Annotated in this window: 15 protein-coding genes, 3 pseudogenes and 1 riboswitch; of the genes and pseudogenes, 11 read left to right on the top strand and 7 right to left on the bottom strand. The window is 74.9% G+C overall.

The genetic code is table 11. From position 1 onward, the window contains the following. The first annotated feature begins 199 nt into the window (after nucleotides 1-199). Nucleotides 200-278: riboswitch (S-adenosyl-L-homocysteine riboswitch) on the top strand. Nucleotides 279-295: 17 nt separating this feature from the next. Both metH and ABGB16_RS13055 read left to right on the top strand, forming a co-directional pair. Further along, on the top strand, nucleotides 296-3,883 hold the full coding sequence (metH, locus tag ABGB16_RS13060) for a methionine synthase (protein ID WP_347668276.1): 3,588 nt from the start codon (nucleotides 296-298) through the stop codon (nucleotides 3,881-3,883). Nucleotides 3,884-4,050: 167 nt separating this feature from the next. Beyond that, on the top strand, nucleotides 4,051-5,349 hold the full coding sequence (locus ABGB16_RS13055) for an NAD(P)/FAD-dependent oxidoreductase (protein WP_347668275.1): 1,299 nt from the start codon (nucleotides 4,051-4,053) through the stop codon (nucleotides 5,347-5,349). A gap of 31 nt (nucleotides 5,350-5,380) precedes the next feature. Here ABGB16_RS13055 and ABGB16_RS13050 read toward each other — a convergent pair whose 3' ends face one another. From ABGB16_RS13050 to ABGB16_RS13040, 3 genes and pseudogenes are all read right to left on the bottom strand, one after another. Beyond that, complete coding sequence (locus ABGB16_RS13050) at nucleotides 5,381-6,514, bottom strand: AI-2E family transporter (RefSeq protein ID WP_347668274.1); 1,134 nt, start codon at nucleotides 6,512-6,514, stop codon at nucleotides 5,381-5,383. Between the two features lie 83 nt (nucleotides 6,515-6,597). Next, nucleotides 6,598-7,407, bottom strand: a complete 810-nt coding sequence (locus tag ABGB16_RS13045; RefSeq protein ID WP_347668273.1) for a fused MFS/spermidine synthase — start codon at nucleotides 7,405-7,407, stop codon at nucleotides 6,598-6,600. A 252-nt stretch (nucleotides 7,408-7,659) separates the two neighbouring features. Continuing rightward, a pseudogene (locus ABGB16_RS13040) lies at nucleotides 7,660-8,310 on the bottom strand (DUF2267 domain-containing protein); the annotation flags it as partial. A gap of 210 nt (nucleotides 8,311-8,520) precedes the next feature. Between ABGB16_RS13040 and ABGB16_RS13035 the strand changes: the two are divergent. Further along, on the top strand, nucleotides 8,521-8,838 hold the full coding sequence (locus ABGB16_RS13035; protein WP_347668272.1) for a hypothetical protein: 318 nt from the start codon (nucleotides 8,521-8,523) through the stop codon (nucleotides 8,836-8,838). A 98-nt stretch (nucleotides 8,839-8,936) separates the two neighbouring features. Here the strand turns inward: ABGB16_RS13035 and ABGB16_RS13030 are convergent, their stop codons facing one another. Further along, on the bottom strand, nucleotides 8,937-9,341 hold the full coding sequence (locus ABGB16_RS13030) for an STAS domain-containing protein (RefSeq protein ID WP_347668271.1): 405 nt from the start codon (nucleotides 9,339-9,341) through the stop codon (nucleotides 8,937-8,939). 205 nt (nucleotides 9,342-9,546) lie between these two features. On the opposite strand from ABGB16_RS13030, the gene ABGB16_RS13025 reads away from it, so the two are divergent. The 4 genes from ABGB16_RS13025 (at nucleotide 9,547) to ABGB16_RS13010 (ending at nucleotide 13,005) form a co-directional block, all read left to right on the top strand. Beyond that, nucleotides 9,547-11,322, top strand: coding sequence for a PP2C family protein-serine/threonine phosphatase (locus ABGB16_RS13025; protein ID WP_347668270.1), 1,776 nt, complete (start codon nucleotides 9,547-9,549; stop codon nucleotides 11,320-11,322). 152 nt (nucleotides 11,323-11,474) lie between these two features. Next, the gene (locus tag ABGB16_RS13020; RefSeq protein WP_347668269.1) at nucleotides 11,475-11,822 is read left to right on the top strand and encodes an STAS domain-containing protein; all 348 of its coding nucleotides are present in this window, start codon (nucleotides 11,475-11,477) and stop codon (nucleotides 11,820-11,822) included. 69 nt (nucleotides 11,823-11,891) lie between these two features. Continuing rightward, entirely contained in the window at nucleotides 11,892-12,338 is a 447-nt protein-coding gene (locus ABGB16_RS13015; RefSeq protein ID WP_347668268.1) for a response regulator, read from the top strand. Between the two features lie 130 nt (nucleotides 12,339-12,468). Beyond that, complete coding sequence (locus ABGB16_RS13010) at nucleotides 12,469-13,005, top strand: ATPase (protein WP_347668267.1); 537 nt, start codon at nucleotides 12,469-12,471, stop codon at nucleotides 13,003-13,005. Nucleotides 13,006-13,058: 53 nt separating this feature from the next. Here ABGB16_RS13010 and ABGB16_RS13005 read toward each other — a convergent pair whose 3' ends face one another. The 3 genes and pseudogenes from ABGB16_RS13005 to ABGB16_RS12995 all read right to left on the bottom strand — a co-directional run. Then, nucleotides 13,059-13,892 (bottom strand): hypothetical protein, encoded by an 834-nt coding sequence (locus tag ABGB16_RS13005; RefSeq protein WP_347668266.1) that lies wholly within the window; start codon nucleotides 13,890-13,892, stop codon nucleotides 13,059-13,061. 659 nt (nucleotides 13,893-14,551) lie between these two features. Continuing rightward, nucleotides 14,552-14,977 carry an OsmC family protein gene (locus ABGB16_RS13000; RefSeq protein WP_347668265.1) on the bottom strand — a complete coding sequence of 142 codons (426 nt, stop codon included), beginning with the start codon at nucleotides 14,975-14,977 and terminating at the stop codon, nucleotides 14,552-14,554. A 391-nt stretch (nucleotides 14,978-15,368) separates the two neighbouring features. Next, nucleotides 15,369-16,286, bottom strand: a pseudogene (locus tag ABGB16_RS12995) (serine/threonine-protein kinase); the annotation flags it as partial. A gap of 159 nt (nucleotides 16,287-16,445) precedes the next feature. Here ABGB16_RS12995 and ABGB16_RS12990 point away from each other — a divergent pair. From ABGB16_RS12990 to ABGB16_RS12975, 4 genes and pseudogenes are all read left to right on the top strand, one after another. Then, nucleotides 16,446-16,679, top strand: a complete 234-nt coding sequence (locus ABGB16_RS12990) for a hypothetical protein (RefSeq protein WP_347668264.1) — start codon at nucleotides 16,446-16,448, stop codon at nucleotides 16,677-16,679. Between the two features lie 94 nt (nucleotides 16,680-16,773). Continuing rightward, the gene (locus tag ABGB16_RS12985) at nucleotides 16,774-17,514 is read left to right on the top strand and encodes a response regulator transcription factor (RefSeq protein ID WP_347668302.1); all 741 of its coding nucleotides are present in this window, start codon (nucleotides 16,774-16,776) and stop codon (nucleotides 17,512-17,514) included. Next, a pseudogene (locus ABGB16_RS12980) lies at nucleotides 17,492-18,949 on the top strand (ATP-binding protein); the annotation flags it as partial. The gene ABGB16_RS12985 and the pseudogene ABGB16_RS12980, both read left to right, overlap by 23 nt. A gap of 267 nt (nucleotides 18,950-19,216) precedes the next feature. Beyond that, the gene (locus ABGB16_RS12975; protein ID WP_347668263.1) at nucleotides 19,217-21,577 is read left to right on the top strand and encodes a glycosyltransferase family 39 protein; all 2,361 of its coding nucleotides are present in this window, start codon (nucleotides 19,217-19,219) and stop codon (nucleotides 21,575-21,577) included.

Raw genomic sequence — 21,577 nt, 5'->3', positions numbered from 1 at the left:
CCGCCAGGTGTGCTCCTGGCGGGCCCTCGCTGCCTGTTCGGCCGGGTCGAGGGGCGGAGGCGCGGCCAGCAACTGATCCGCGCCCCGGAGCGCGGAAGGCCCGGTGCGACGGACCGGCGGTGTGAGCACCAACCGTACCGGCGTCCCGAGGAATCGGAATCCCACGATCTGTCCGGGCGCCTCGGGTAAGATCAGGGGCCGAGTCGAGAGGCGCTGCAACGGGCGTCCCCGCCCGCCACGCTCGGCTCGCACCTTCACGACAAGGGCGCCTCCGGTGGATACGGAGGCGGTTGGCATGGATGGTTCACGCAGCCGGAGCGACGTGGTCGCGGCACTGCGACGCGCGATGGCCGAGCGGGTCATGGTCCTCGACGGCGCGTGGGGCACGATGTTGCAGCGCGCCGGGCTGGCTCCGGCCGACTATCGCGGTGCGGTGGTCGACGAGGGGCATCCGTGTGACGTGACGGGTGACCCGGACCTGCTGAACCTGACCCGGCCGGACCTGATCCTGGACCTGCACCGGCGGTACGTGTCGGCCGGCGCCGACGTGATCACCACCAACACGTTCACCGCGACCAGCATCGGGCAGGCCGACTACGGCCTGGAGCACCTGGTCCGCGAGATGAACCTGCGCGGCGCGCAGCTCGCGCGGCAGGTGGCGGACGAGGCCGGCGGCCGGTTCGTGGCGGGCTCGGTCGGCCCGTTGAACGTCACCCTGTCGCTGTCGCCCCGGGTCGACGACCCGGCGTACCGGGCGGTCACCTTCGACCAGGTCAAGGACGCCTACGGCGAGCAGATCGCGGCGCTGGCCGAGGGGGGCGTCGACCTGCTCATGATTGAGACCGCCTTCGACACGCTCAACGTGAAGGCGGCGATCGCCGCGGCCCGCGAGGTGGCCCCCGACCTGCCGCTGTGGATCTCGGTCACCATCGTCGACCTCAGCGGCCGGACCCTGTCGGGCCAGACCGTCGAAGCCTTCTGGACCTCGGTCGAGCGGGCCGAGCCGCTGCTCGTCGGCCTCAACTGCTCGCTCGGCGCGGCCGAGATCCGCCCGTACGTCGCCGACCTGGCCCGGCTCGCCGGCACCTACGTGGCCTGCCACCCGAACGCCGGCCTGCCGAACGCGTTCGGCGGGTACGACCAGACACCCGAGGAGACGGCCCGGCTGATCGGCGAGTTCGCCACCGCCGGCCTGGTCAACGTCGTCGGTGGCTGCTGCGGCACCACGCCGGAGCACATCGCGCAGATCGCCACCGCCGTGCGGGGCGTCGCCCCGCGGGCCGTGGCCGTCCCGCCGGCCACGACCCGGTTCAGCGGCCTGGAGCCGTTCGAGATCGGCCCGGACACCGGCTTCGTGATGATCGGTGAGCGGACCAACGTCACCGGCTCGGCGAGGTTCCGGCGGCTGATCGAGGCGGACGACTTCCAGGGCGCGGTCGACGTCGCCCTCGACCAGGTCCGCGGCGGCGCCAACATCCTCGACGTCAACATGGACGCCGACCTGCTCGACAGCGAGCGGGCGATGACCACGTTCCTCAACCTGATCGCGACCGAGCCGGAGATCGCCAAGGTCCCGATCATGATCGACAGCTCGAACTGGCGCGTGCTCGAGGCCGGGCTGAAGTGCGTGCAGGGCAAGGGCGTGGTCAACTCGATCAGCCTCAAGGAGGGCGAGGAGGAGTTTCTCGCCCAGGCCCGGCGGATCCGCGGCTTCGGCGCCGGCGTCGTCGTGATGGCCTTCGACGAGCAGGGGCAGGCCGACAGCACGCAGCGCAAGGTGGAGATCTGCGCCCGCGCGTACGACCTTCTGGTCGGCCGGGCCGGCTTCGCGCCCGAGGACATCGTGTTCGACCCGAACGTGCTCGCCGTCGCCACCGGCATCCCCGAGCACAACGGGTACGCGAAGGCGTTCATCGACGCCCTGCCGCTCATCAAGCAGCGCTGCCCGGGCGCCCGGACCAGCGGCGGCATCTCGAACCTGTCGTTCTCCTTCCGGGGCAACGACGTGGTACGCGAGGCGATGCACTCGGCGTTCCTGCTGCACGCGGTGCGCGCCGGGCTGGACATGGGGATCGTGAACGCCGGCCAGCTCGCGGTCTACGAGGACATCCCCGCCGACCTGCTGGAGCTCGTCGAGGACGTGCTGTTCGACCGGCGCCCGGACGCGACCGAGCGGCTGGTGTCCTTCGCGTCCACCGTCACGGGAACCGGCACCAGGCGGACCGCCGACCTGTCCTGGCGCGGGGGTTCGGTCCACGAGCGCCTCTCGTACGCGCTGGTCCACGGCGTCGTCGACTTCGTCGAGGAGGACACGGAGCAGGCGCGGCAGCTGCTCGGGCGCCCGCTCGACGTGATCGAGGGTCCGCTCATGGACGGCATGAAGGTCGTCGGGGAGCTGTTCGGCGCCGGCAAGATGTTCCTGCCGCAGGTGGTCAAGAGCGCCCGCGTGATGAAACGCGCCGTCGCCTACCTCGAGCCGTTCATGGACAAGGAGAAGAGCACCGGACACAGCCGGGGCAAGGTCGTGCTCGCCACCGTCAAGGGCGACGTCCACGACATCGGCAAGAACATCGTCGGCGTGGTGCTGGGCTGCAACGCCTACGAGGTCATCGACCTCGGCGTGATGGTGCCGGCGGCGAAGATCCTGGACACCGCGGTCGCCGAGGGCGCCGACATCGTCGGCCTGTCCGGGCTGATCACGCCGTCGCTGGACGAGATGGTGACGGTCGCCGCCGACATGCGCCGGCGCGGTCTGCGCCTCCCGCTGCTGATCGGCGGGGCGACGACCTCGAAGCAGCACACCGCGGTGCGGATCGCGCCCGCCTACGACGGCCCGACCGTGCACGTCCTGGACGCGTCCCTGGTCGTCGGGGTGGTGTCCGACCTGCTCGACGCCGAGCGGGCCAGCAAGCTGGACGCCGCCAACCGGGCGGAGCAGGAGCGCCTGCGCGAGCAGCACCTGACCCGCCGGGGCCTGGGGCTGCTGAGCCTCGAGCAGGCCCGCGCCAACCGCGAGCGGGTCGACTTCGCCGACCTGCCGACCCCCGCGTTCACGGGCGTACGCGCCGTGGAGCTGCCGGTCGGGGAGCTGCGCCCGCTGATCGACTGGCAGTTCCTGTTCCTGGCCTGGGGGTTGAAGGGCAAGTTCCCGCGGATCCTCGACCAGCCGGCGGCCCGGGAGCTGTACGACGACGCCAACGCCCTGCTCGACACCATCGAGGCCGAGGGTGCGTTCGAGGCCCGCGGCGGGTACGGCTTCTGGCCCGCGTACGCCGAGGGCGACGACATCGTGGTCGACGGGGTCCGGTTCCCGATGCTGCGGCAGCAGACCGGCAAGCCGGAGGGGCGGGCCAACCGCTGCCTGGCCGACTACGTGGCCGGGGCCGGGGACCACCTCGGGGGCTTCGCGGTCGCCGTCCACGGCGCCGACGCCCTGGCCGCCCGCTACGAGGCCGAGCACGACGACTACCGGTCGATCATGGTCAAGGCGCTGGCCGACCGGCTCGCCGAGGCGTTCGCCGAGTACGTCCACCTGCGGGCGCGCCGGGAGTGGTTCGAGCCCGACGCCGACCCGAGGATCGAGGACCTGCACGCCGAGCGCTTCCGGGGCATCCGGCCCGCGTTCGGCTACCCGGCCTGCCCCGACCACACGCTGAAGCGCGAGCTGTTCGACCTGCTCGACGCCGGGTCGCGGGGGATCGGCCTGACCGCGTCGTACGCCATGACCCCGGCCGCCAGCGTCAGCGGCATGATCTTCGCCCATCCCGCGTCCCGGTACTTCACCGTCGGCCGCATCGGCAGGGATCAACTCGAGGAGTACGCCGTCCGGCGCGGCTGCGCGGTGGCCGAGGCGGAACGGTGGCTGCGGCCCAACCTCACCTGACTGCACCCGCGCCCGAGCCGCCCCGGGTTCCCCGGTGGAATCGCCGGCGCTGTGGTGTGCTCCCATCCGGGCATCGTCGCCCCGGAACACCCCCGCTGTCCATATTGCCGTTCTTGAATGCCCGGCTTGTGTGTTTGCCCGTCCGGCCGGCGGGAACCGCAGCGGACATGACGAAACCTCGTGTGGTGATCGTGGGAGCCGGGTTCGCCGGTTACCACGCCGCGAAGACGTTGAGCCGGATCGCCCGGGACCGGGCCGAGATCGTGCTGCTGAACTCGACCGACTACTTCCTCTACCTGCCGCTGCTGCCCGAGGTGGCCGCCGGGGTGGTCGAGCCCGGCCGGATCTCCGTGCCGCTCAGCGGCACCCTGAACGGCGTCCGGGTCGTCGTCGGCGAGGCCGACCGGGTGGACCTGCAGAACCGCTGGGTGGGCTACACCAATCCCGAGGGCGACACCGGCCAGCTCGCGTACGACCGGCTCGTGCTCTCCGTCGGCAGCGTCAACAAGCTGCTGCCCATCCCCGGCGTCACCGAGTACGCCCACGGGTTCCGCGGCCTGCCGGAGGCGCTCTACGTGCACGACCACGTGGTCCGCCAGATCGAGCTGGCCGAGCTGGCCGAGGACCCGGCGGAGCGGCGGGCACGCGCCACGTTCGTGGTGGTCGGCGCCGGCTACACGGGCACCGAGGTGGCCGCGCACGGTCAACTCTTCACCGACCGGCTGGTCGCCCAGCGCCCGCACCTCGACGTCCGGCCCCGCTGGATGCTGCTCGACGTGGCCCCGAGGGTGCTGCCCGAGATGGACCGGCGGATGTCGGACACGGCAGACCGGGTGCTGCGCCGGCGCGGCGTCGACGTCCGGATGGGCACGTCGGTGGCCGAGGCCACCCCGGACGGGGTCAAGCTGACCGACGGGGAGTACGTGCCGACGTGCACGCTGGTCTGGTGCGTCGGCGTGCGTCCCGACCCGTTCGTCGCCGAGCTGGGCCTGCGCACCGAGAAGGGCCGCCTGACGGTCGACGAGTACCTGACCGTCCCCGGCTATCCCGAGGTGTACGCCTGCGGCGACGCCGCAGCGGTGCCCGACCCCAACAACCCCGGCAGGATCTGCGCGATGTCCGCCCAGCACGCCCAGCGCCAGGGCAAGCTGGCCGCCCACAACATCGCCGCCTCGTACGGGCAGGGCCGGCGCCGGCCGTACCGGCACCGCGAGCTGGGCTGGGTGGTCGACCTCGGTGGCAAGGACGCGGCCGCGAACCCGCTGAAGGTGTCGCTGTCCGGGCTGCCCGCCAAGGCCGTCACCCGCGGCTACCACCTGCTGGCCATGCCGTCGAACCGGGCCCGGGTGGGCGCGGACTGGCTGCTCGACGCCACCCTGTCCCGTCCGGCCGTGCAGCTCGGCCTGATACCCGCGAACGCCGTGCCGCTGGAGAGCACGTCGCCGGAGGTGGCCAGCCGGCGCTGACGAGGCCCCTCGTCGGACGGGCGCGTGGTCGTCAGCGTGACTCCGGCCGGCGCCGCCTTCTCCTGAGCCGCAGACGGTCACGAAAGGGGGTGCGCCCGCCGGGGTCCTCCGGCACCGCCGGGGGCGTGGGCCGGCGCTCGGGCGGCAGGAACTCGCGGAGCAGCAGTTGGGAGATGCCCGCGGCGGGGACGGCCAGCAGCGCCCCGAGCAGGCCGGCCAGTTTGGCGGCCACCAGGATGCTCAGCACGACGCTCAACGGGCTGAGCCGGACCGCGCGGGCGATGACCACCGGTTGCAGCAGGTGGTTCTCCACCTGCTGGTAGACCACGAAGAAGACCAGCACGACGATCCCGGCGGTGGGGGAGTGCAGGAAGGCCGCCACCACCGCGATGACCGCGCCGAGGGTCGCCCCGACCAGCGGGATCAGGTCGGTGAGGGCTACCAGCAGCGCGATCACCCCGGCGAACGGCACCCCGGTCAGGGTCAGCACGACGAAGGCCAGCACGCCGACGATCAGGCTGATGAGCAGGTTCCCGCCGAGGTAGCCGGTCACCACCCGGGATACGCCCCGGCCGATCCGCCGCATCCGCTCGTCGTGCTCGTCGCCGACCATGCGCAGCAGGCCGGAGGTGATCCGCGGAGCCTGCAACACCATCAGGTACGACACCACGATCACGGTGGCGACGCCGGCCCCCGTCTCCACCGCGCTGCGCAGGAACCCGTACGCGGGTCCCCCGAGTCGCCCGCCGAGCTGGCTCAGATGGTCGGAGTGGCTGACCACGAACTGGCGCAGCCGCAGCCGGTTCAGCAGCTCGCCGACCGGCCCTCGGCCGGCCCGGGCCTCCCGCAGCAACTCCGGCGCCCGGTCCGCGAACCGGGTCACCTCGCCCACCAGCGGCAGGACGATCCCCGTGAGCAACGCCCCCAGCAGGGCGAACACGACGACGAACACCAGCAGGGTGGCCAGCGCGCGCCGCCGCACCAGACGGCGCTGGACCGCGTCGACCAGCGGCTTCAGCGCGACCGCGAAGAACGCCGCGACGACGACCCAGGTCAGTACGCGCCGCGTGGCCCAGATCAGCGCGAGCACCACCACGGTCGCCAGCACCACCCCGATGACGACCGCGGTCCGGCGGGCGGTTGTCCGGTCGTCGCCGTTTCTCATCCGGCGCGGCTACCCGGCGGACGCCACCGGAAACCCCGTCTGCCGCCCACGCGCCGCTTCCCGCCCCTGACGTACCACGGGTGTCAGGGAAGGGTGCCTCCTGGCGCCCCTACGCCGAGGGAGGCGTCGGGGGCCGGCCGGGCACCGGCGACGAACTCGTCGAGGGCCGGCCCGTGCAGCACCCGGCCGGGGACCGGGTCGCGGGCCACCCGCGCGGCCAGCCGGCCGACCGGCAGCCGGCCCGCCCGCCGGGCGGCGACGAGCACCACGTTGCCGTAGCGGCGCCCGCGCAGCATCCGCCGGTCGGCGACCACGCAGACGTCGGCGAAGACGGCGCGCAGGGTGGCCACCCGGGCGCGGGTGAACACCAGCGGCGGCAGGTCCGTGACGTTGACCAGGAGGATGCCGTCCGGGCGCAGCACCCGGGCCGCCTCTGCGGCGAACTCGACGCTGGCCACGTGCCCCGGCATCCGGGCCGCCCGGTAGACGTCGGCGAGCACCAGGTCGTAGCGGGCGGGCGGGGCGTCGGCGACCGCGTCCCGCGCGTCGGCGACCTCGACGCGTACCCCCGGTGGCGGCGGGGGCAGGTCGCGGCGGACCAGGTCGACCACGCCCGCGTCCCGCTCCACTACGAGCTGCGCCGAGCCGGGCCGGGTCGCCCCGACGTAGCGGGGCAGGGTCAGCGCGCCCCCGCCGAGGTGCAGCGCGTCCATCGGCGCGCCGGGCGGCGCGGCGAGGTCCACCACGTCGGCCATCCGGCGGACGTACTCGAAGTGCAGGTGTCGGGGGTCGGCCACGTCGACGTACGACTGGGCGACCCCGTCGGCGAGCAGCGTGCGCCCGCTCGGCCGGCCCGGGTCGACCACGATCTCCACCCCGCCGCTGCTGTCCACCCCGGCACGGTACCCCGCCCTGGCCCCCGCCCCACGTCCCCCGCGATCTTGCAGTTTCTGCCCCGGCTTTCCGGGCCTTCCGCGCATCTCGCGGGCGCAAAGTGCAAGATCGCGGGGAAGGGGGCCCGGCGCGCGTGCCGCGCCGGGCCGGGCCGCTCAGCCGCCGGGCCGGGCCGCTCAGCCGCCGGGCTGGGCCGCTCAGCCGCCGGGCTGGGCCGCTCAGCCGCCGGGCCGGGCCGCTCAGCCGCCGGGCGGGGTGGCGAGCAGGTCGCGCAACCCGTCGGGTACGCGCAGCGAGGCGATCAGCTCGCCGTCGCGGTCGGCCAGCGCGGCGAGGGTGGCCGCCGCCTGGTACCGGGCCTGCTCCGGGGTACGGCCGCAGAGCCGGGCCACCTCGGCGAGGAAGCCGGGCAGATCCTGGTGGCGTTGGACGCCGTCGGCCGGCACCACGTCGTGCAGACTGAACGGTACGGCCGCCAGCAGCCGCTGCCGTTCGGCCTGGTCCAGCGCCCAGGCCAGGGTGAGCACCGTGGCCTCGGCCGCCACCTTCGCGGTCGGGAAGTCGACCCCGGCGCGCCGGCCGACGTCGTCGACCAGCCCCCGGTAGCCCATGTCCGCCGTGCCCGGCGCGCCGCCGACCGAGCGGCCCGGGCGCGGCTGGGCCGGGCCGGACCGCAGCACCGACGGCGTGGGAGGCGGCGGCGGCTTCGGCCCGCCCTCGACGGTGGCCGGCTTGTGTCGCCCGGCCGGCGGCGGGCCCGCCCGCTTGCCCCGGTCCAGGTGGGCGAGCTGTTTGGTGGCGCTCAGCGAGGCGCCGGTCTCGCTGGCCCGCAGGCCGCGTTCGCGCGCCTGTCGAGCCAGGGTCCGACGGCGCTGGTTGTCGCCCTCCATCTGCTTGCGCATGGCACACCTCTTCTTCCCTCTTCGATCCGCTGTCTCGCCCGTCGCCTTCCCGCCGCCGCCCGGGCCGAAACGGGCGCCGGCGCGGCCGGCGCGGGTCCGGCGGACCGGACCGGAGAGTCATCCGGCCGGGGTGAGGGGCGCTCACCCGACCCCGCCCCACGATCGAGCTGGACCGGAAGACTTCCGACGCACGCGGAAGGGAAGGTCGTCATGAAGAGGATCGTCGAGATCGTTCCCGCCCGACCCGGCTGGTACGCCCGCTGGCGGCTCGCGCCCGACGCGACCCGGTGCTACCCGGTGAGCCTGTGGGCCCTGATGGAGGAAGCCGACGGCACCGGCCGCGAGGTGGTCGGGATGGACTGCATCGGGCAATGGCCGGGGGCGGACGACAACGAGGCGGGTGGGGAGTTCGTCCGTTACCTGTTCCAGACGCCCGACTCCGGACCGCCGGACGACGCGGAACCCCCGCCGGGCGCGGGCGAGCTGCGCGGCGCCGGACCGCGCCTGCAGCCGGTGACCGCCACCTAGGCCATCCTCGCCGGCCCCCGGTCCCTGGTCCCAGGGTCGGGGGCCATCCTCTGCCTGCGGCGCGTCACGCCCCCGCGGCGGGCGGGGAACCCGGGGCCTCAGGCGGACGCCGAGGTGCGGCCCAACAGGGAGTCGTCCGAGGGCCCGGTGCCGAGCAGGGGGCGGGCGAGCAGCCCGCGTACGCCGGTCATGTCGAGGATGGTGTCCAGGAACCGCGGGGTCGAGCGCAGGCGGATGCTGGTGCCGCTCTGCTGCCCCTCGCGCCACGCGTGGACGATCACCGACAGCCCGGTGCTGTCGATGAACTGAAGCTCGGCGAAGTCGAGCACGAGCGTCGGCGGTTGCTCGGCGAGCCGCCGGTCCACCTCGTGGCGCAGCGGCGCGGCGGTGGTGAAGGCCAGGTCGCCACCGATCCGGATCACGGGCGCGCCCGGCTCGGTCAGGTCGACGGCCATGGTCAGCGGCGTCGCCTCGGGCTTCCTCCCATGAGGTACCACTGTCACGCCTTTCCGCGGGCTGCCGATCGGGCAGGGTTGTCCGGATCGTAGCAACGCCGGCCCCGCTGCGTCGGGTACGGCGGGCCCGGGCAGGTCAGGATGTGTGAGGGCTGGCGCGCAGGCGTACGGGCGTAGGGTGGGCGCAGGGAATTGGACCACATTCGCCCTTTCGGGCGACCCGCGAGCGTCGATGAGGGGTGGGGCTCAGCTGGTGACTGCTGCCGACGTCGGGGGCTGTGACCCGGGCGACGGACGGATCTCCACGCCGAGTGCGATACAGGTTCCGGCGTGTTCCGTCGACGCGCCCGGGCGACCCGCGTCGCGTCCGGCGTCGCAGCCCGGCGGCGGCACGCCGGAGCCGGACTGGTCCGAGGTGGTCGAACACGTCCGCGAGGGCCTGATCGTCTGTGACGCCGCCGGAGTGGTGCGCCAGGTGAACCCGGTCGCCGGACGGTTGCTGCCCGAGGTGGCCGCGAGCGAGCCGCTCGCCGCCGCCGGGATCGGGGTCTTCGGATCCTCGGCGGAGGACGGGGCCGAACTGGGCCACCGGGGCCGCCGGTTGCGCCTGCGCCGGGTGCCGCTGTCCGCCGGCCGGTCCTGCTGGTACGTCGAGGACGTCACCGACAGCGCCACCCGGACCGACGCGCTGCTGGCCGAGCGGGCCCGCTCGGCGTTCCTGGCGATCGTGGGCGAGAAGCTGGGCAACCCGCTGCACCCGGACCGGGCCGCCGCCGCGGTGGTCCGGCTCGCCGTGCCCACCCTGGCCGAGGTGGCCGTGCTGGTGCTCGCCCCCCGCTCGGGCCGGGCCCGCTGGTGGCGGGCCGGCCGGGCCGACGACGACACGCCGACCGTGGAGGCGGGGGTGCGCAACGCGGCGGACCTGCCCGCCGCCGTGGACGAGGCGCTGTCCGGCCTCGAGCCGCACGCGCTGGACTGGCTGGTCGAGCAGGCGGTCGAGGCGGGCTGGCTGCCCGGCCCGCCCGCCGCGTGGCCGGGCGTCCGGGTGGTGCCGCTGCCGGGGCGGGACCTGCCGGCCGGGGTGTTGATCGTGGCCCGTCCCGCCGACCGCCGCCACGGCGAGGCCGAACTCGACCTGCTCCGGGCGTTCGCGGCCCGGGCCGGCGCCGCGCTGACCACCGCCGTGCTCTACCGCGACCAGGCCGAGGTCGCCGACACCCTCCAGGCCAGCCTCGCGCCGGTCGAGCCGGAGGAGGCGGCCGGCGTGGAATGGGGTACGGCGTACCGGCCGGCGCAGGCCGGGCTGCGCATCGGCGGGGACTTCTACGGCGCGCACCGGCTGTCCGACGGCGGCAGCGTCTTCTTCCTCGGCGACGTCTCCGGCAAGGGCGTCGAGGCGGCCGTCTTCACCGGCCAGTTGCGACAGTGCCTCCAGGCGCTGCACCGGGTGGAGTCGCACCCCGTCCGGCTGCTGCGGCTGCTCAACGACGCGTTGCTGGAGACCACCCAGGCGCACGGGCAGGGCCGCTTCGCCACCATGGTGCTCGGCGTGGTGCGCCCCCGGCACGACGGCGGGCTGACCCTGACCATGTCCGGGGGCGGGCACCTGCCGCCGTTGGTGCTGCGCGCCACCGGTGAGGTGGAGCCGGTTTCGCTGCGCGGGATGCTGATCGGGGTGGTGCCCGACCCGCGCATCGGCGAGACGACGGTCCAGCTCGCGCCGGGCGAGACGTGCCTGCTCTACAGCGACGGGGTGACCGAGGCCCGCGGCGGCCGGCGGGGCGACGAGCAGTTCGGCGCGGACCGGCTGGTCCACGCGCTCGCCGGGTGCCACCGGATGCCCGCGCCGGCGCTCGCCGAACGGGTCGAGCAGGTGACCTGCGACTGGCTCGCCCACGGCGACCACGACGACATCGCCGTGCTCGCGCTGCGGGCGAGCACGGCGCACGGCCGGCCGCCCCGGCACCTGCACGCGGTGCCGGCGCCCGCCGACACCCGCCGACCGAAGGAGATAGCACTACGGACGTGAGCTGCGGGACTTCCCGCGCGCGGCCGGGTTCCTGGCCGAGGGACGCGCGGCGCTCGGTGGGCCGCACGGGCACCCCGACCCGGTGACCGTGCGTCCTGTCTATACTTGCTCCACTGCAAGCGTCCACCTGCGGTGGAGCGGGAGGGACCACGGTGACGTTCACCGTCACGTACGCGCAACGAAACGGCGTCGGGGCATGCCTACACCTGGCCGGCGAGCTCGACATGAGCAGCGCCCCCGAGTTGAACGCCGCGATCGACCGGCTCGCCGCCGAGGGGGAGCGCCACCTGCTGGTGGACCTGAGCGGGTTGACCTTCTGCGACTCGACCGGGATCGCCGCGTTCGTCCGGGGCGACAACCGGGCGGCGTCGAGGGGCGGCTGGCTGCGGGTCACCGGCGCCACCGGGCGGGTGGAGCGGGTGCTGCGGATCACCGGTCTCGCCGAGGTGCTGGGCTACGAGCCCGACGCCGGCCACCCGCCGCCGCAGACCGCCCCCTGATCGGTTAGATTCCCGCCAGCGGGTGACCGGCAGGTCCCCGTCCGCCCCGATCCGAGGCAGGTAGCTCCCATGGGTGAAGGCACCCCCGGACCCGTTCGCATCCTCGTGGTGGACGACGATTCCGGCGACGTCCTCATGATCGAGGAGGCCCTCGCGGACTCCGACATCGACAAGGTCATCGACGTGGTCGGCGACGGGCAGGAGGCGATGGAGTTCCTGCACCGCCGGGGCCGGCACACCGACGCCCAGCGCCCGGACGTGATCCTGCTCGACCTGAACATGCCCCGGATGGACGGCCGGCAGGTGCTCGGCGAGGTCAAGCAGGACGAGGACCTGCGCACCATCCCGATCGTGGTGCTCACCACCTCGAACGCCGACACCGACATCGTGGGCAGCTACACGCTCCAGGCCAACGCGTACGTGACCAAGCCGATCGACCTGGACGACTTCAACGACGTGGTGCGCCGGATCGACGAGTTCTTCGGCCGCGTCGTGGTGTTGCCCAAGCGGGCCTGACCCGCCCCGTGGGCCGCGGCGCCCCCGCCGCGCGGATGCTGAACATTTTTCCCGAACCCCCTCGGGGGTCGCCGGCACGGTCGAGGATCGGCGTGGGGAAGGAAACATCGGCTGCCTGGGGGGCGACAGTATGAGGTTCTCCGTCGTTGAGTTCGGCTACGACCGGGGGCAGGTCGACTCCTGCCTCGACGAGCTGGGAGTCCGGTTGACGAGACTCGCGGCGCGGGCGGAGAGCCTCGCGGGGGCCGGTCGGGAGTGGGACCAGATCCGGCACGAGGCGACCCGCCTCTGCGACGTCGTCGAGCGCCGCCGCGGCGCGGGTGAGCGGGCCGAACTGGGCGAGATCGAGCGGGAGGCCGCCGAGATCCTGGCCCAGGCCCGGTTCGAGCTCGACGCGGCCCGTGAGGAGGCTCGGCAGGTCCGCGAGCGGGTGTACGCCGAGGCGGTGCAGGCCCGCCGGGAGTTCGAGGCAGCCCTTGCGGCCCGCCGCCGGCGGGAGGACCGGGCGGACGAGATCCTGACCGGGCTGGCCGGGGCGCCGGTGCCGGTCGACACCCCGACCGCCGCGGCGGCCGTGCCGCCCGCCGGGGTGCCGACGACCCGGGCCGCGGCGAGTAGCGCCGGGGTCGTCGAGCCGCCGAGCGAGCGCGGCACCCGGGTCGCCTGAGCCGGTGGGACGGGATCAGCCCGTTGGCGCCGGAGGCTGAGCCGGTGCGATGATCAGGTCAGCGCCTCGACCACCGTGGTGGCCCGGTCCTCGTGCTGGGCGTAGGCGTCCGGGAACGCCGAGATCTGCACGGCCTGGGCCGCCGCGGTGACGCTCATGTCCTGCCAGCCGGGAACCTCCAGCAGCGCCTCGTAGAACGCCCGCGCGGCGTACGCCGGGCGCATCAGGTCCCGGACGGTGCCCCAGCCGCTGCTCGGCCGTTGCTGGAACAGCCCGACGGAGTCGTGGTCCCAGCCGATGGCCTGGTACGGGTAGTTCTGCGACTCCGGCAGCACCCCGCTGGCGTAGTTGAGCAGGTTGCTCTCCTGCATCGCCGTGGCGACCGCCACCACGAGGCCGCGGCGGGGCACCTTCATGCTCACGCCGACGTCCACGATGACCTTGGCGTTGTCCATCTGTCGCTGGTTCAGCCCCGCCACCGGCTTCGGCCGGCTCGGCTTGGGCCTGGGCTTCGGCTTCGGGGTGGCGCTGGGCGTCGCCGTCGGGCTGGGCGAGACGGTGACCGGGACGGCGGGGGAGCGGTCGAGGGAACGGGAGGCGCGCTGCTCGGCCTCGGCGGCGACCGCGGCCCGGTCGGCCAGGGCCTCACGCATCGGCTCCCGGTGCTGGTCGGCCTGCCGGGTGCCGGCGAACACGGCGACGCCGAGGCAGCAGGTCACGCCGGTGGCCAGGGCCGCTCGTACTGGGGTGGACGCCAGCACTCCGCCGCGACGGGGCGGGTCGGCGCGGTGCCGCCCGACCCGACGTACGGCGGGGGTGGCATCGGCCGAACGGTCATCCGATGTCGTTCCGGTCTGCTTCTGCTTGGCGGAGTCGTCGGGGCGCACCCGGCGAGGCTAGACAACCCGCGGCGGCCTGCGGCCTGGGCGCTTGGTGGCATGCGCCACAATTTGCGGGATTCTGCCCGGCCATTCCCGGTCCCGGGGCATCATTGGCGTCTTTTATTCATGTCGTGTATTACGGATTTATCATGGTTTGTCGCCTCCTGCCGGTCTAAACCGCCGCCATCCCTGGCTCGACGCTCAGCCATGATCAATTGGGCCGTACGGGTGATGATCAAGTAACTGATCGGTGGATGTGTCGTGGGCCGCCTTCTGGTGGTGGCACCACCCGCTCGGCTCGGACTCGATCCGCGCGCCGCGAGGCGGTCCGCGCCCCACCCCGAGGCGCTCCTCGGCGGGCCGCGAGGCGGTCCTCGGCGGGCCGCCAGGCGATCTTGGTATGAAATGGCCCCCCGAGGGGCCGATTCGCACCAAGATCTCCAGGTGATCCCGCCATGTCGGCGACACGGAGTGGATCATCCAAGCGTCAGCGCCGGCAGCGCCCGCGCGACACACCTGGGCCGCACCCGCCCGCCGGCCATGTCCGCCGGTTGCGTTTGCCGGTCGCGTCCGCCCACCGCGATCGCCTGCCGGACGTGGTCTGCCGGACGCCGCCCAGTGCCGCCCAGTGTCCAGTGCCGCCCAGCACCGGCCGGCCCGCCTGGTCAGCGGCGGCCGTTCTCCGCGGGGGTGACCGTGAGCCGGTGCCGGGTGTTGTCGCCGCTGGAGAACGGCCAGAGGCGGTCCGCGTGTTCGACCAGCTCGGCGAGCTGCTGCCGGGTCAGCCCCGCCGAGGAGATGGAGGCGTGCACGTCGGCCCGGTAGCGGCCGTCGTCGTCACGGCCCAGCCGGGCCTCGGCCCGGACCTGCACGGTGTGCGCCTCGTCCGTGATCTCCCCTGCCGCCTCCACTGCCGCGTGGTGCAGGCAGGACGCGAACGCGGCGGCCAGCAGTTGCTCGGGCGTCAGGCCCGTGCAGTGCGGCGCCAGCGGTGACGCCAGGGCGGTCGACAGCCCTCCGTCGTCGGTACGGACGTGGCCGCCCTCGGCGGTCGCGGTGGCCTCGTGCAGCCAGGAACTCGGATCCGGCATCGCGTTCCCCCCTCAGTCACCCGCCCGGCTACCCGACCCGGAGCCGGCGAAACCGCTGGTGCTGCCCACCCGAGGGACGCCTGGGTGACCGACGCGGCCGGTCGGTCGGGCGCCGTCAGGACGCCCGGTGCCGGCCCGGGCCGGCCGCGCGCTCGCCGAGTGCCGCGCCTTCGCCGAGTGCCGCGCCTTCGCCGGGTGCCGTGCGCTCGCCGGGTGCCGTGCGCTCGCCGGGTGCCGTGCGCTCGCCGGGTGCCGTGCGCTCGCCGGGTGCCGTGCGCTCGCCGGGTGCCGTGCGCTCGCCGGGTGCCGTGCGCTCGCCGGGTGCCGCGCGCTCGCCGGGTGCCGCGCGCTCGCCGGGTGCCGCGCGCTCGCCGGGTGCCGCGCGCTCGCCGAGTGCCGCGGCCTGCGTCGCCTCGGCCGCCGCCTGCGCGGTCCACGGGGACACCCGCTCGCCGCGCTGCCGGGGCGGGGCCGCGGCCAGCATCGGCACGTACACCCGGGCGTCCACCGCCTCGGCCAGCAGCAGCGCGGCCACCAGGCTGGTCGGCCGGCGCGCCGGTTCGTCGGCCATCAGCTGCCCGCACAGCTGCGCGACCTCGGACGGTAGGCCGTCGACCGCCGGCAGTGGTTGTGGCGGCTGCCGGCGGCGCGCCCCGAGCAACTGGGTGGTGCTGTCGGCCGGGTACGGCAGCCGACCGGCCAGGCAGTAGTAGAGCAGCACGCCGAGGGCGTACATGTCGGCGGCCGGCGTCGCCGGCTGCCGCTCGAACTGCTCCGGCGCCAGGTACGCCGGCGTGCCCACCACCATGCCGTCCGGCAGCTCGTCGGCCGCGCCGGCCGGGGTGGCGATGCCGAAGTCCAGCACCTTCACCCCGGTCGGGGTGAGCATCACGTTGGCCGGCTTCACGTCGCGGTGCACGATGCCGTGCGCGTGCGCCGCCGCCAGGGCCGCCGCGACCTCGGCGCACACCCGCACCGCGATGCGCCAGTCCAACGGCCCGGAGCGCAGGTGCACGGCCAGCGTCTCGCCCTCGGCCAGCTCCATCACGATGAACGGCACCGCCAGCCCGGGCAGCGCCTCGGCGGTGCCGAAGTCGTGCACGCTGGCCACGTTCGGGTGGACCAGCCGGGCCGCCGAGCGGGCCTCGGTCCGGATCCGCTCCACCGACCCGTCCCCGTCCCGGCCGGGGGAGATGAGCTTCACGGCGACGGCGCGGTCCAGCACCCGGTCGTGGGCCCGCCAGACCTCCGACATCCCGCCGACCCCGATACGCTGTTCGAGCTCGTACCGCCCGTCCAGCGTCCTCATCGACCGCTCCTCGCCTCGTCCGCCGCCACGTGCCCCTTCCGCCCGTACCCGGCCCCCCAACTGGGCAAACCGAGCTCCCGCCGGCCCGGCCCGTGCGGTAGCTTCCGTCGGAAGGGGCGATCCGCCCGGCGCCCCGGCCGGCGGCGGGACGGAGGGGCGATGGCCGAGGTGACCGTACGCTTCGTCGGTGGGCCGGCCCACGACCTGGTGCGGGAGGTGCCGGCCGGGCCGGACGGGACGCCGCCGTCGCGGTGGGTGCTGCGCCACCCGGACGGCTCCGCGGCACCGGCCGGCACCCAGGCCGACCACCTCTACGAGCGCGACCGGCGGGACGCCACCGGCGTCTGGACGATGCGCTTCGTCCGCACCGACGCGCTCGGCATGACCGAGTGACCCACGCGGCCGGGCCCGGCCCTGACCACACAGCTGGTACACAGGATCCGCCGGGGTGGCGTACAGGCCGCCGTCCCACGATGGGGGCATGGTCATGGAGGGACAGGCCGCGCAGGGCCGGATCGAGCTGCGCCGGCCGGACGGGGAACCGGTGCGGGTGCTGGTGGTCGACGACGAGTCGACGCTGGCCGACCTGCTCTCGATGGCGCTGCGCTACGAGGGCTGGCAGGTCCGCACGGCGGGCACCGGGACGGCGGCGCTCAACACGGCCCGGCAGTTCCAGCCGGACGCGGTGGTGCTCGACGTGATGCTGCCCGACCTGGACGGCTTCCAGGTGCTGCGCCGGCTGCGCGAGCACAGCCCCACCGTGCCCGTGCTCTTCCTCACCGCCCGCGACGCGGTGGAGGAGCGGATCGCCGGGCTCACCGTCGGCGGCGACGACTACGTCACCAAGCCGTTCAGCCTGGAGGAGGTCATCGCCCGGCTGCGGGCGCTGCTGCGCCGCTCCGGCTTCGCGATCGCCGCCCGCGAGGAGGCGGTGCTCACCGTCGGCGACCTCAGCCTGGACGAGGACAGCCACGAGGTGCGCCGGGGCGGGCAGTTGATCACCCTCACCGCGACCGAGTTCGAGTTGCTGCGCTACCTGATGCGCAACCCCCGGCGGGTGCTCAGCAAGGCCCAGATCCTCGACCACGTCTGGAACTACGACTTCGGCGGGCAGGCCAACGTCGTCGAGCTCTACATCTCGTACCTGCGCAAGAAGATCGACGCCGGGCGGGAGCCGATGATCCACACGCTGCGGGGCGCGGGGTATGTCCTCAAGCCGGCCGACTGACCGGCTGCGCCGCTGGCTGGCCGGGCGCTCGCTGCGTACCCGGCTGGTGGCCGCCGTGGTGGCGCTGTTCGCGCTGGTCAGCGTCGCGATCGGCGGGCTGACCACGGTGGCCCTGCGGCACTACCTGGTGGGTCAGGTCGACGACCAGCTCACGGCCGGGGACCGGCGGCGTGACGCCCGGCCGCCGTGGTTCGCCGGCGCGGTCGAGTCGCGCCGCGAGATCGAGCCGCCGCCCGGGTACCCGACCGGGTCGATCGCCGTCCGGCTGGCGGACGGCCGGATCGACGCGGCGCGCATCCGTACCGCCACCAGCTCCACCGAGACCCTCGCGACCGACACCGCCGCCCCGCTGGCCCGGCTGCCCGCCGACGGCCGGCCGCGCACGGTGGAGCTCGGCGCGCAGGGCGACTACCGCGCCGTCGCCCGGCGGTCGCCTGACGGCGACGTGCTGGTCTTCGCGCTGCCGCTGACCGAGGTGGAGCAGACCGTCTGGGCGATGGTGCTCGCCCAGGCCGGGGTCGCCGCCGCCGGCCTGCTCGTCGCCGGCTCCCTGGGCGCGCTGATCATCCAGGCCACGCTGCGCCCGCTGCGCCGCGTCGCCGCCACCGCCACCCGGGTCACCGAGCTGCCCCTGGACCGGGGCGAGGTGGCCCTGTCCGTGCGGGTGCCGGCCGCCGACACCGACCCGCGCACCGAGGTCGGCCAGGTCGGCGGCGCGCTCAACCGGATGCTCGGCCACGTCGCCGCCGCGCTCGCCGCCCGCCAGGCCAGCGAGACCCGGGTACGCCAGTTCGTCGCCGACGCCAGCCACGAGCTGCGTACGCCGCTGGCGGCAATCCGCGGGTACGCCGAGGTGGCCCGGCGTGGCCGGGACCGGGTCCCGCCCGACGTGGCCCACGCGCTGCGCCGGGTCGAGTCGGAGAGCACCCGGATGACCAGCCTCGTCGACGACCTGCTGCTGCTGGCCCGGCTGGACTCCGGCCGGCCCCTCGCCGTCGAGCCGGTGGACCTGACCGCCCTCGTCGTCGACGCGGTCAGCGACGCGCACGTCGCCGGCCCGGAGCACCGGTGGCAGCTCGACCTGCCCGAGGCGGAGCTGGTCGTGCCGGGCGACGCCGCCCGGCTGCACCAGGTGGTGGCCAACCTGCTGGCCAACGCGCGGGTGCACACCCCACCCGGGACGACCGTCACCACCCGGCTCGCGGCCGTGCCCGGCGGCGTCGCCCTCGACGTCGCCGACGACGGACCCGGCATCCCCGCCGGGCTGCAGGGCGAGGTCTTCGAGCGGTTCGCCCGCGGCGACAGCTCCCGCTCCCGGGCGCACGGCAGCACCGGCCTCGGCCTGGCCATCGTGGCCGCCGTGGTGGAAGCCCACCACGGCCGGGTCGAGGTGGCGAGCCGGCCGGGCCGCACCGTGTTCACGGTGCGCCTGCCGGCGGCCGCGGAATCCACAGCCCCGGCGGCCGCGGAATCCACAGCCCCGGCGGCCGCGGAATCCACAGCCCCGGCGGCCGCGGAATCCACAGCCCCGGCGGCCGCGGAATCCACAGCCCCGGCGGCCGCGGACTCCACAGCCCCGGCGGCCGCGGAATCCACAGCCCCGGCGGCCGCGGACTCCACAGCCCCGGCGGCCGCGGACTCCACAGCGGACGCATAGGTCGCTCATGGGACGCGGCAAGCAGGGCCGCCCAGGCTTGCCGGCATGCAGACGACGGACACTCTCCCGACCACGCCGACGCCGGCCCGCACCGCGGGTGCCCCGGCGCCGGCCCGTACCGCCACGGCCGCCCCGCCGGGGCGTGCCCAGCCGTCCTGGGCGAGACCGGCGCTGGTGACCCTGCTCGTCGCCACCGCCGTGCTCTACCTCTGGGGTCTGGGCGCGTCCGGCTGGGCGAACTCGTTCTACTCGGCGGCGGTGCAGGCCGGCTCGGTGAGCTGGAAGGCGTTCTTCTACGGCTCCTCGGACGCCGGGAACTCCATCACCGTCGACAAGACTCCCGCCTCGCTGTGGCTGATGGCCCTGTCCGTGCGGCTCTTCGGCCTGAACAGCTGGGCCGTCCTCGTCCCGCAGGCGCTGCTCGGCGTCGCCTCGGTCGGCGTCCTGTTCGCTGCCGTCCGCCGCTGGTACGGCCCGGCCGCCGGGCTGCTCGCCGGCGCGGTGCTCGCGGTCACCCCGGTGGCGACGCTGATGTTCCGGTTCAACAATCCCGACGCGCTGCTGGTGCTGCTGTTGCTCCTCGCCGCGTACGCCACCGTCCGGGCCCTGGAGGCCGCGAGCACCCGGTGGATCGTGGCGGTCGGCGTGCTGGTCGGGTTCGGCTTCCTCACCAAGATGCTCCAGGCGTTCCTGGTGGTCCCGGTCTTCGCCGGGGTGTACCTGCTGGCCGCGCCCACGGGCCTGTGGCGGAGGGTCCGACAGTTGCTGGCCGCCGGGCTCGGCCTGGTGGTTGCCGCCGGCTGGTGGGTGGCGGTCGTCGAGCTGGTCCCCGCCGGCGCCCGCCCGTACGTCGGCGGATCGCAGGGCAACAGCATCCTGGAGCTGACCCTCGGCTACAACGGCCTCGGCCGGATCACCGGCGAGGAGGAGGGCAGCGTCGGCGGGGGCGGGCCGTTCTCGGGGCAGACCGGGCTGGGCCGGATGTTCGACACCGACGTCGGCGGCCAGGTCTCCTGGCTGCTGCCGGCCGCGCTGATCCTGCTCGCCGCGGGGCTGGTGCTCGCCGGCCGGGCGTCCCGCACCGACCGTACCCGCGCCGGGCTGCTGCTGTGGGGCGGGTGGCTGCTGGTCACCGGCGGCGTCTTCAGCTTCATGTCAGGGATCTTCCACGCGTACTACACGGTGGCGTTGGCCCCGGCGGTCGGCGCGCTGGTCGGCATCGGCACCACCCTGCTCTGGCGCCGCGCCACGAGTGCGGACGGTGCCGCCCCCGCCTCGGGTGCGGACGGTGCCGCCCCCGCCTCGGGTGCGGACGGTGCCGCCCCCGCCTCGGGTGCGGACGGTGCCGCCCCCGCCTCGGGTGCGGACGGTGCCGCCCCCGCCTCGGGTGCGGACGGTGCCCCCCACGCCGCCGACGCGGACCGCCTGCCCCCGGCCGCCGGCGCGGACGGCAGCACCGGGGCAGGCGGGACGGCCGGTGCGCCGGCCCGCCGGCGGCCGCTGGTGGCCACCCTCACCCTCGCCGTGGCCCTCGCCGTCACCGCCTGGTGGTCGTGGCGGCTGCTCGGTCGCAGCCCGGACTGGTACCCCTGGCTGCGCGCGACCGTCCTGGTGACCGGCCTCGCCGCCGTGGCGCTGCTCGTCCTCGTCGTCTGGCTGCCCCGCCGGGTCGCCCCGGTGGTGCTGGCGCTGGGCGCGGCGGCGGCGCTCGCCGGGCCGGTGGCGTACTCGATCCAGACCGCCGGGACGCCGCACACCGGCTCGATCCCCAGCGCCGGGCCGGCGGTGACGAACGGGTTCGGCCCGGGGCGGGGCGGCTTCCCGGGCGGACGGATGCCGAACGGTGAGTTCCCGGGCCTGTGGGCCCGCGACGGCGGCCAGCCGCCGGCCGCGGCGGGCGGAAACCCGGCCCCGGCGCAGGCTGCTGGCGCCCCCGGCGGCGGCCCGTTCCCCGGCGCCCCCGGCGGCGGCCAGTCCCCCGGCGCTCCCGGCGTGCCGGGCGGGGACGGGCGCGCCGAGCGGGGCGGCGGCATGGGCGGCCTGCTCGACTCCCGGGAGCCCAGCGCCGCGCTGCGCGCCCTGTTGGAGCAGGACAGCGACCGCTACACCTGGGCCGCCGCCACCGTCGGCTCGAACAACGCCTCCGGCTACCAACTCGCCACCGGTGACCCGGTGATGCCGGTCGGCGGGTTCAACGGAAGTGACCCGGCCCCGACGCTGGCCCAGTTCCAGCGCTACGTCGCCGACGGGCGGATCCACTGGTTCATCGGCGGCGCCGGGTTCCGCGCCAACGGGGGCAGCTCGGCCTCGCAGGAGATCGCCGCCTGGGTCGCGCAGCACTTCACCGCCCGGACCGTCGACGGCGTGACCGTGTACGACCTGACCAGCCCCACCGCGGAGGGATGA

The organism is Micromonospora sp. B11E3 (assembly GCF_039871625.1).
GTDB lineage: Bacteria > Actinomycetota > Actinomycetes > Mycobacteriales > Micromonosporaceae > Micromonospora.
This window is presented reverse-complemented; position numbering and strand designations above follow the sequence as displayed.

What these genes read in the sequence shown, in the direction of transcription:
- metH (WP_347668276.1), top strand. Translation starts at nt 296, where the DNA reads ATGGATGGTTCACGCAGCCGGAGCGACGTGGTCGCGGCACTGCGACGC.
- ABGB16_RS13055 (WP_347668275.1), top strand. Translation starts at nt 4,051, where the DNA reads ATGACGAAACCTCGTGTGGTGATCGTGGGAGCCGGGTTCGCCGGTTAC.
- ABGB16_RS13050 (WP_347668274.1), bottom strand. Translation starts at nt 6,514, where the DNA reads ATGAGAAACGGCGACGACCGGACAACCGCCCGCCGGACCGCGGTCGTC.
- ABGB16_RS13035 (WP_347668272.1), top strand. Translation starts at nt 8,521, where the DNA reads ATGAAGAGGATCGTCGAGATCGTTCCCGCCCGACCCGGCTGGTACGCC.
- ABGB16_RS13015 (WP_347668268.1), top strand. Translation starts at nt 11,892, where the DNA reads ATGGGTGAAGGCACCCCCGGACCCGTTCGCATCCTCGTGGTGGACGAC.
- ABGB16_RS13010 (WP_347668267.1), top strand. Translation starts at nt 12,469, where the DNA reads ATGAGGTTCTCCGTCGTTGAGTTCGGCTACGACCGGGGGCAGGTCGAC.
- ABGB16_RS13000 (WP_347668265.1), bottom strand. Translation starts at nt 14,977, where the DNA reads ATGCCGGATCCGAGTTCCTGGCTGCACGAGGCCACCGCGACCGCCGAG.
- ABGB16_RS12990 (WP_347668264.1), top strand. Translation starts at nt 16,446, where the DNA reads ATGGCCGAGGTGACCGTACGCTTCGTCGGTGGGCCGGCCCACGACCTG.
- ABGB16_RS12985 (WP_347668302.1), top strand. Translation starts at nt 16,774, where the DNA reads ATGGAGGGACAGGCCGCGCAGGGCCGGATCGAGCTGCGCCGGCCGGAC.
- ABGB16_RS12975 (WP_347668263.1), top strand. Translation starts at nt 19,217, where the DNA reads ATGCAGACGACGGACACTCTCCCGACCACGCCGACGCCGGCCCGCACC.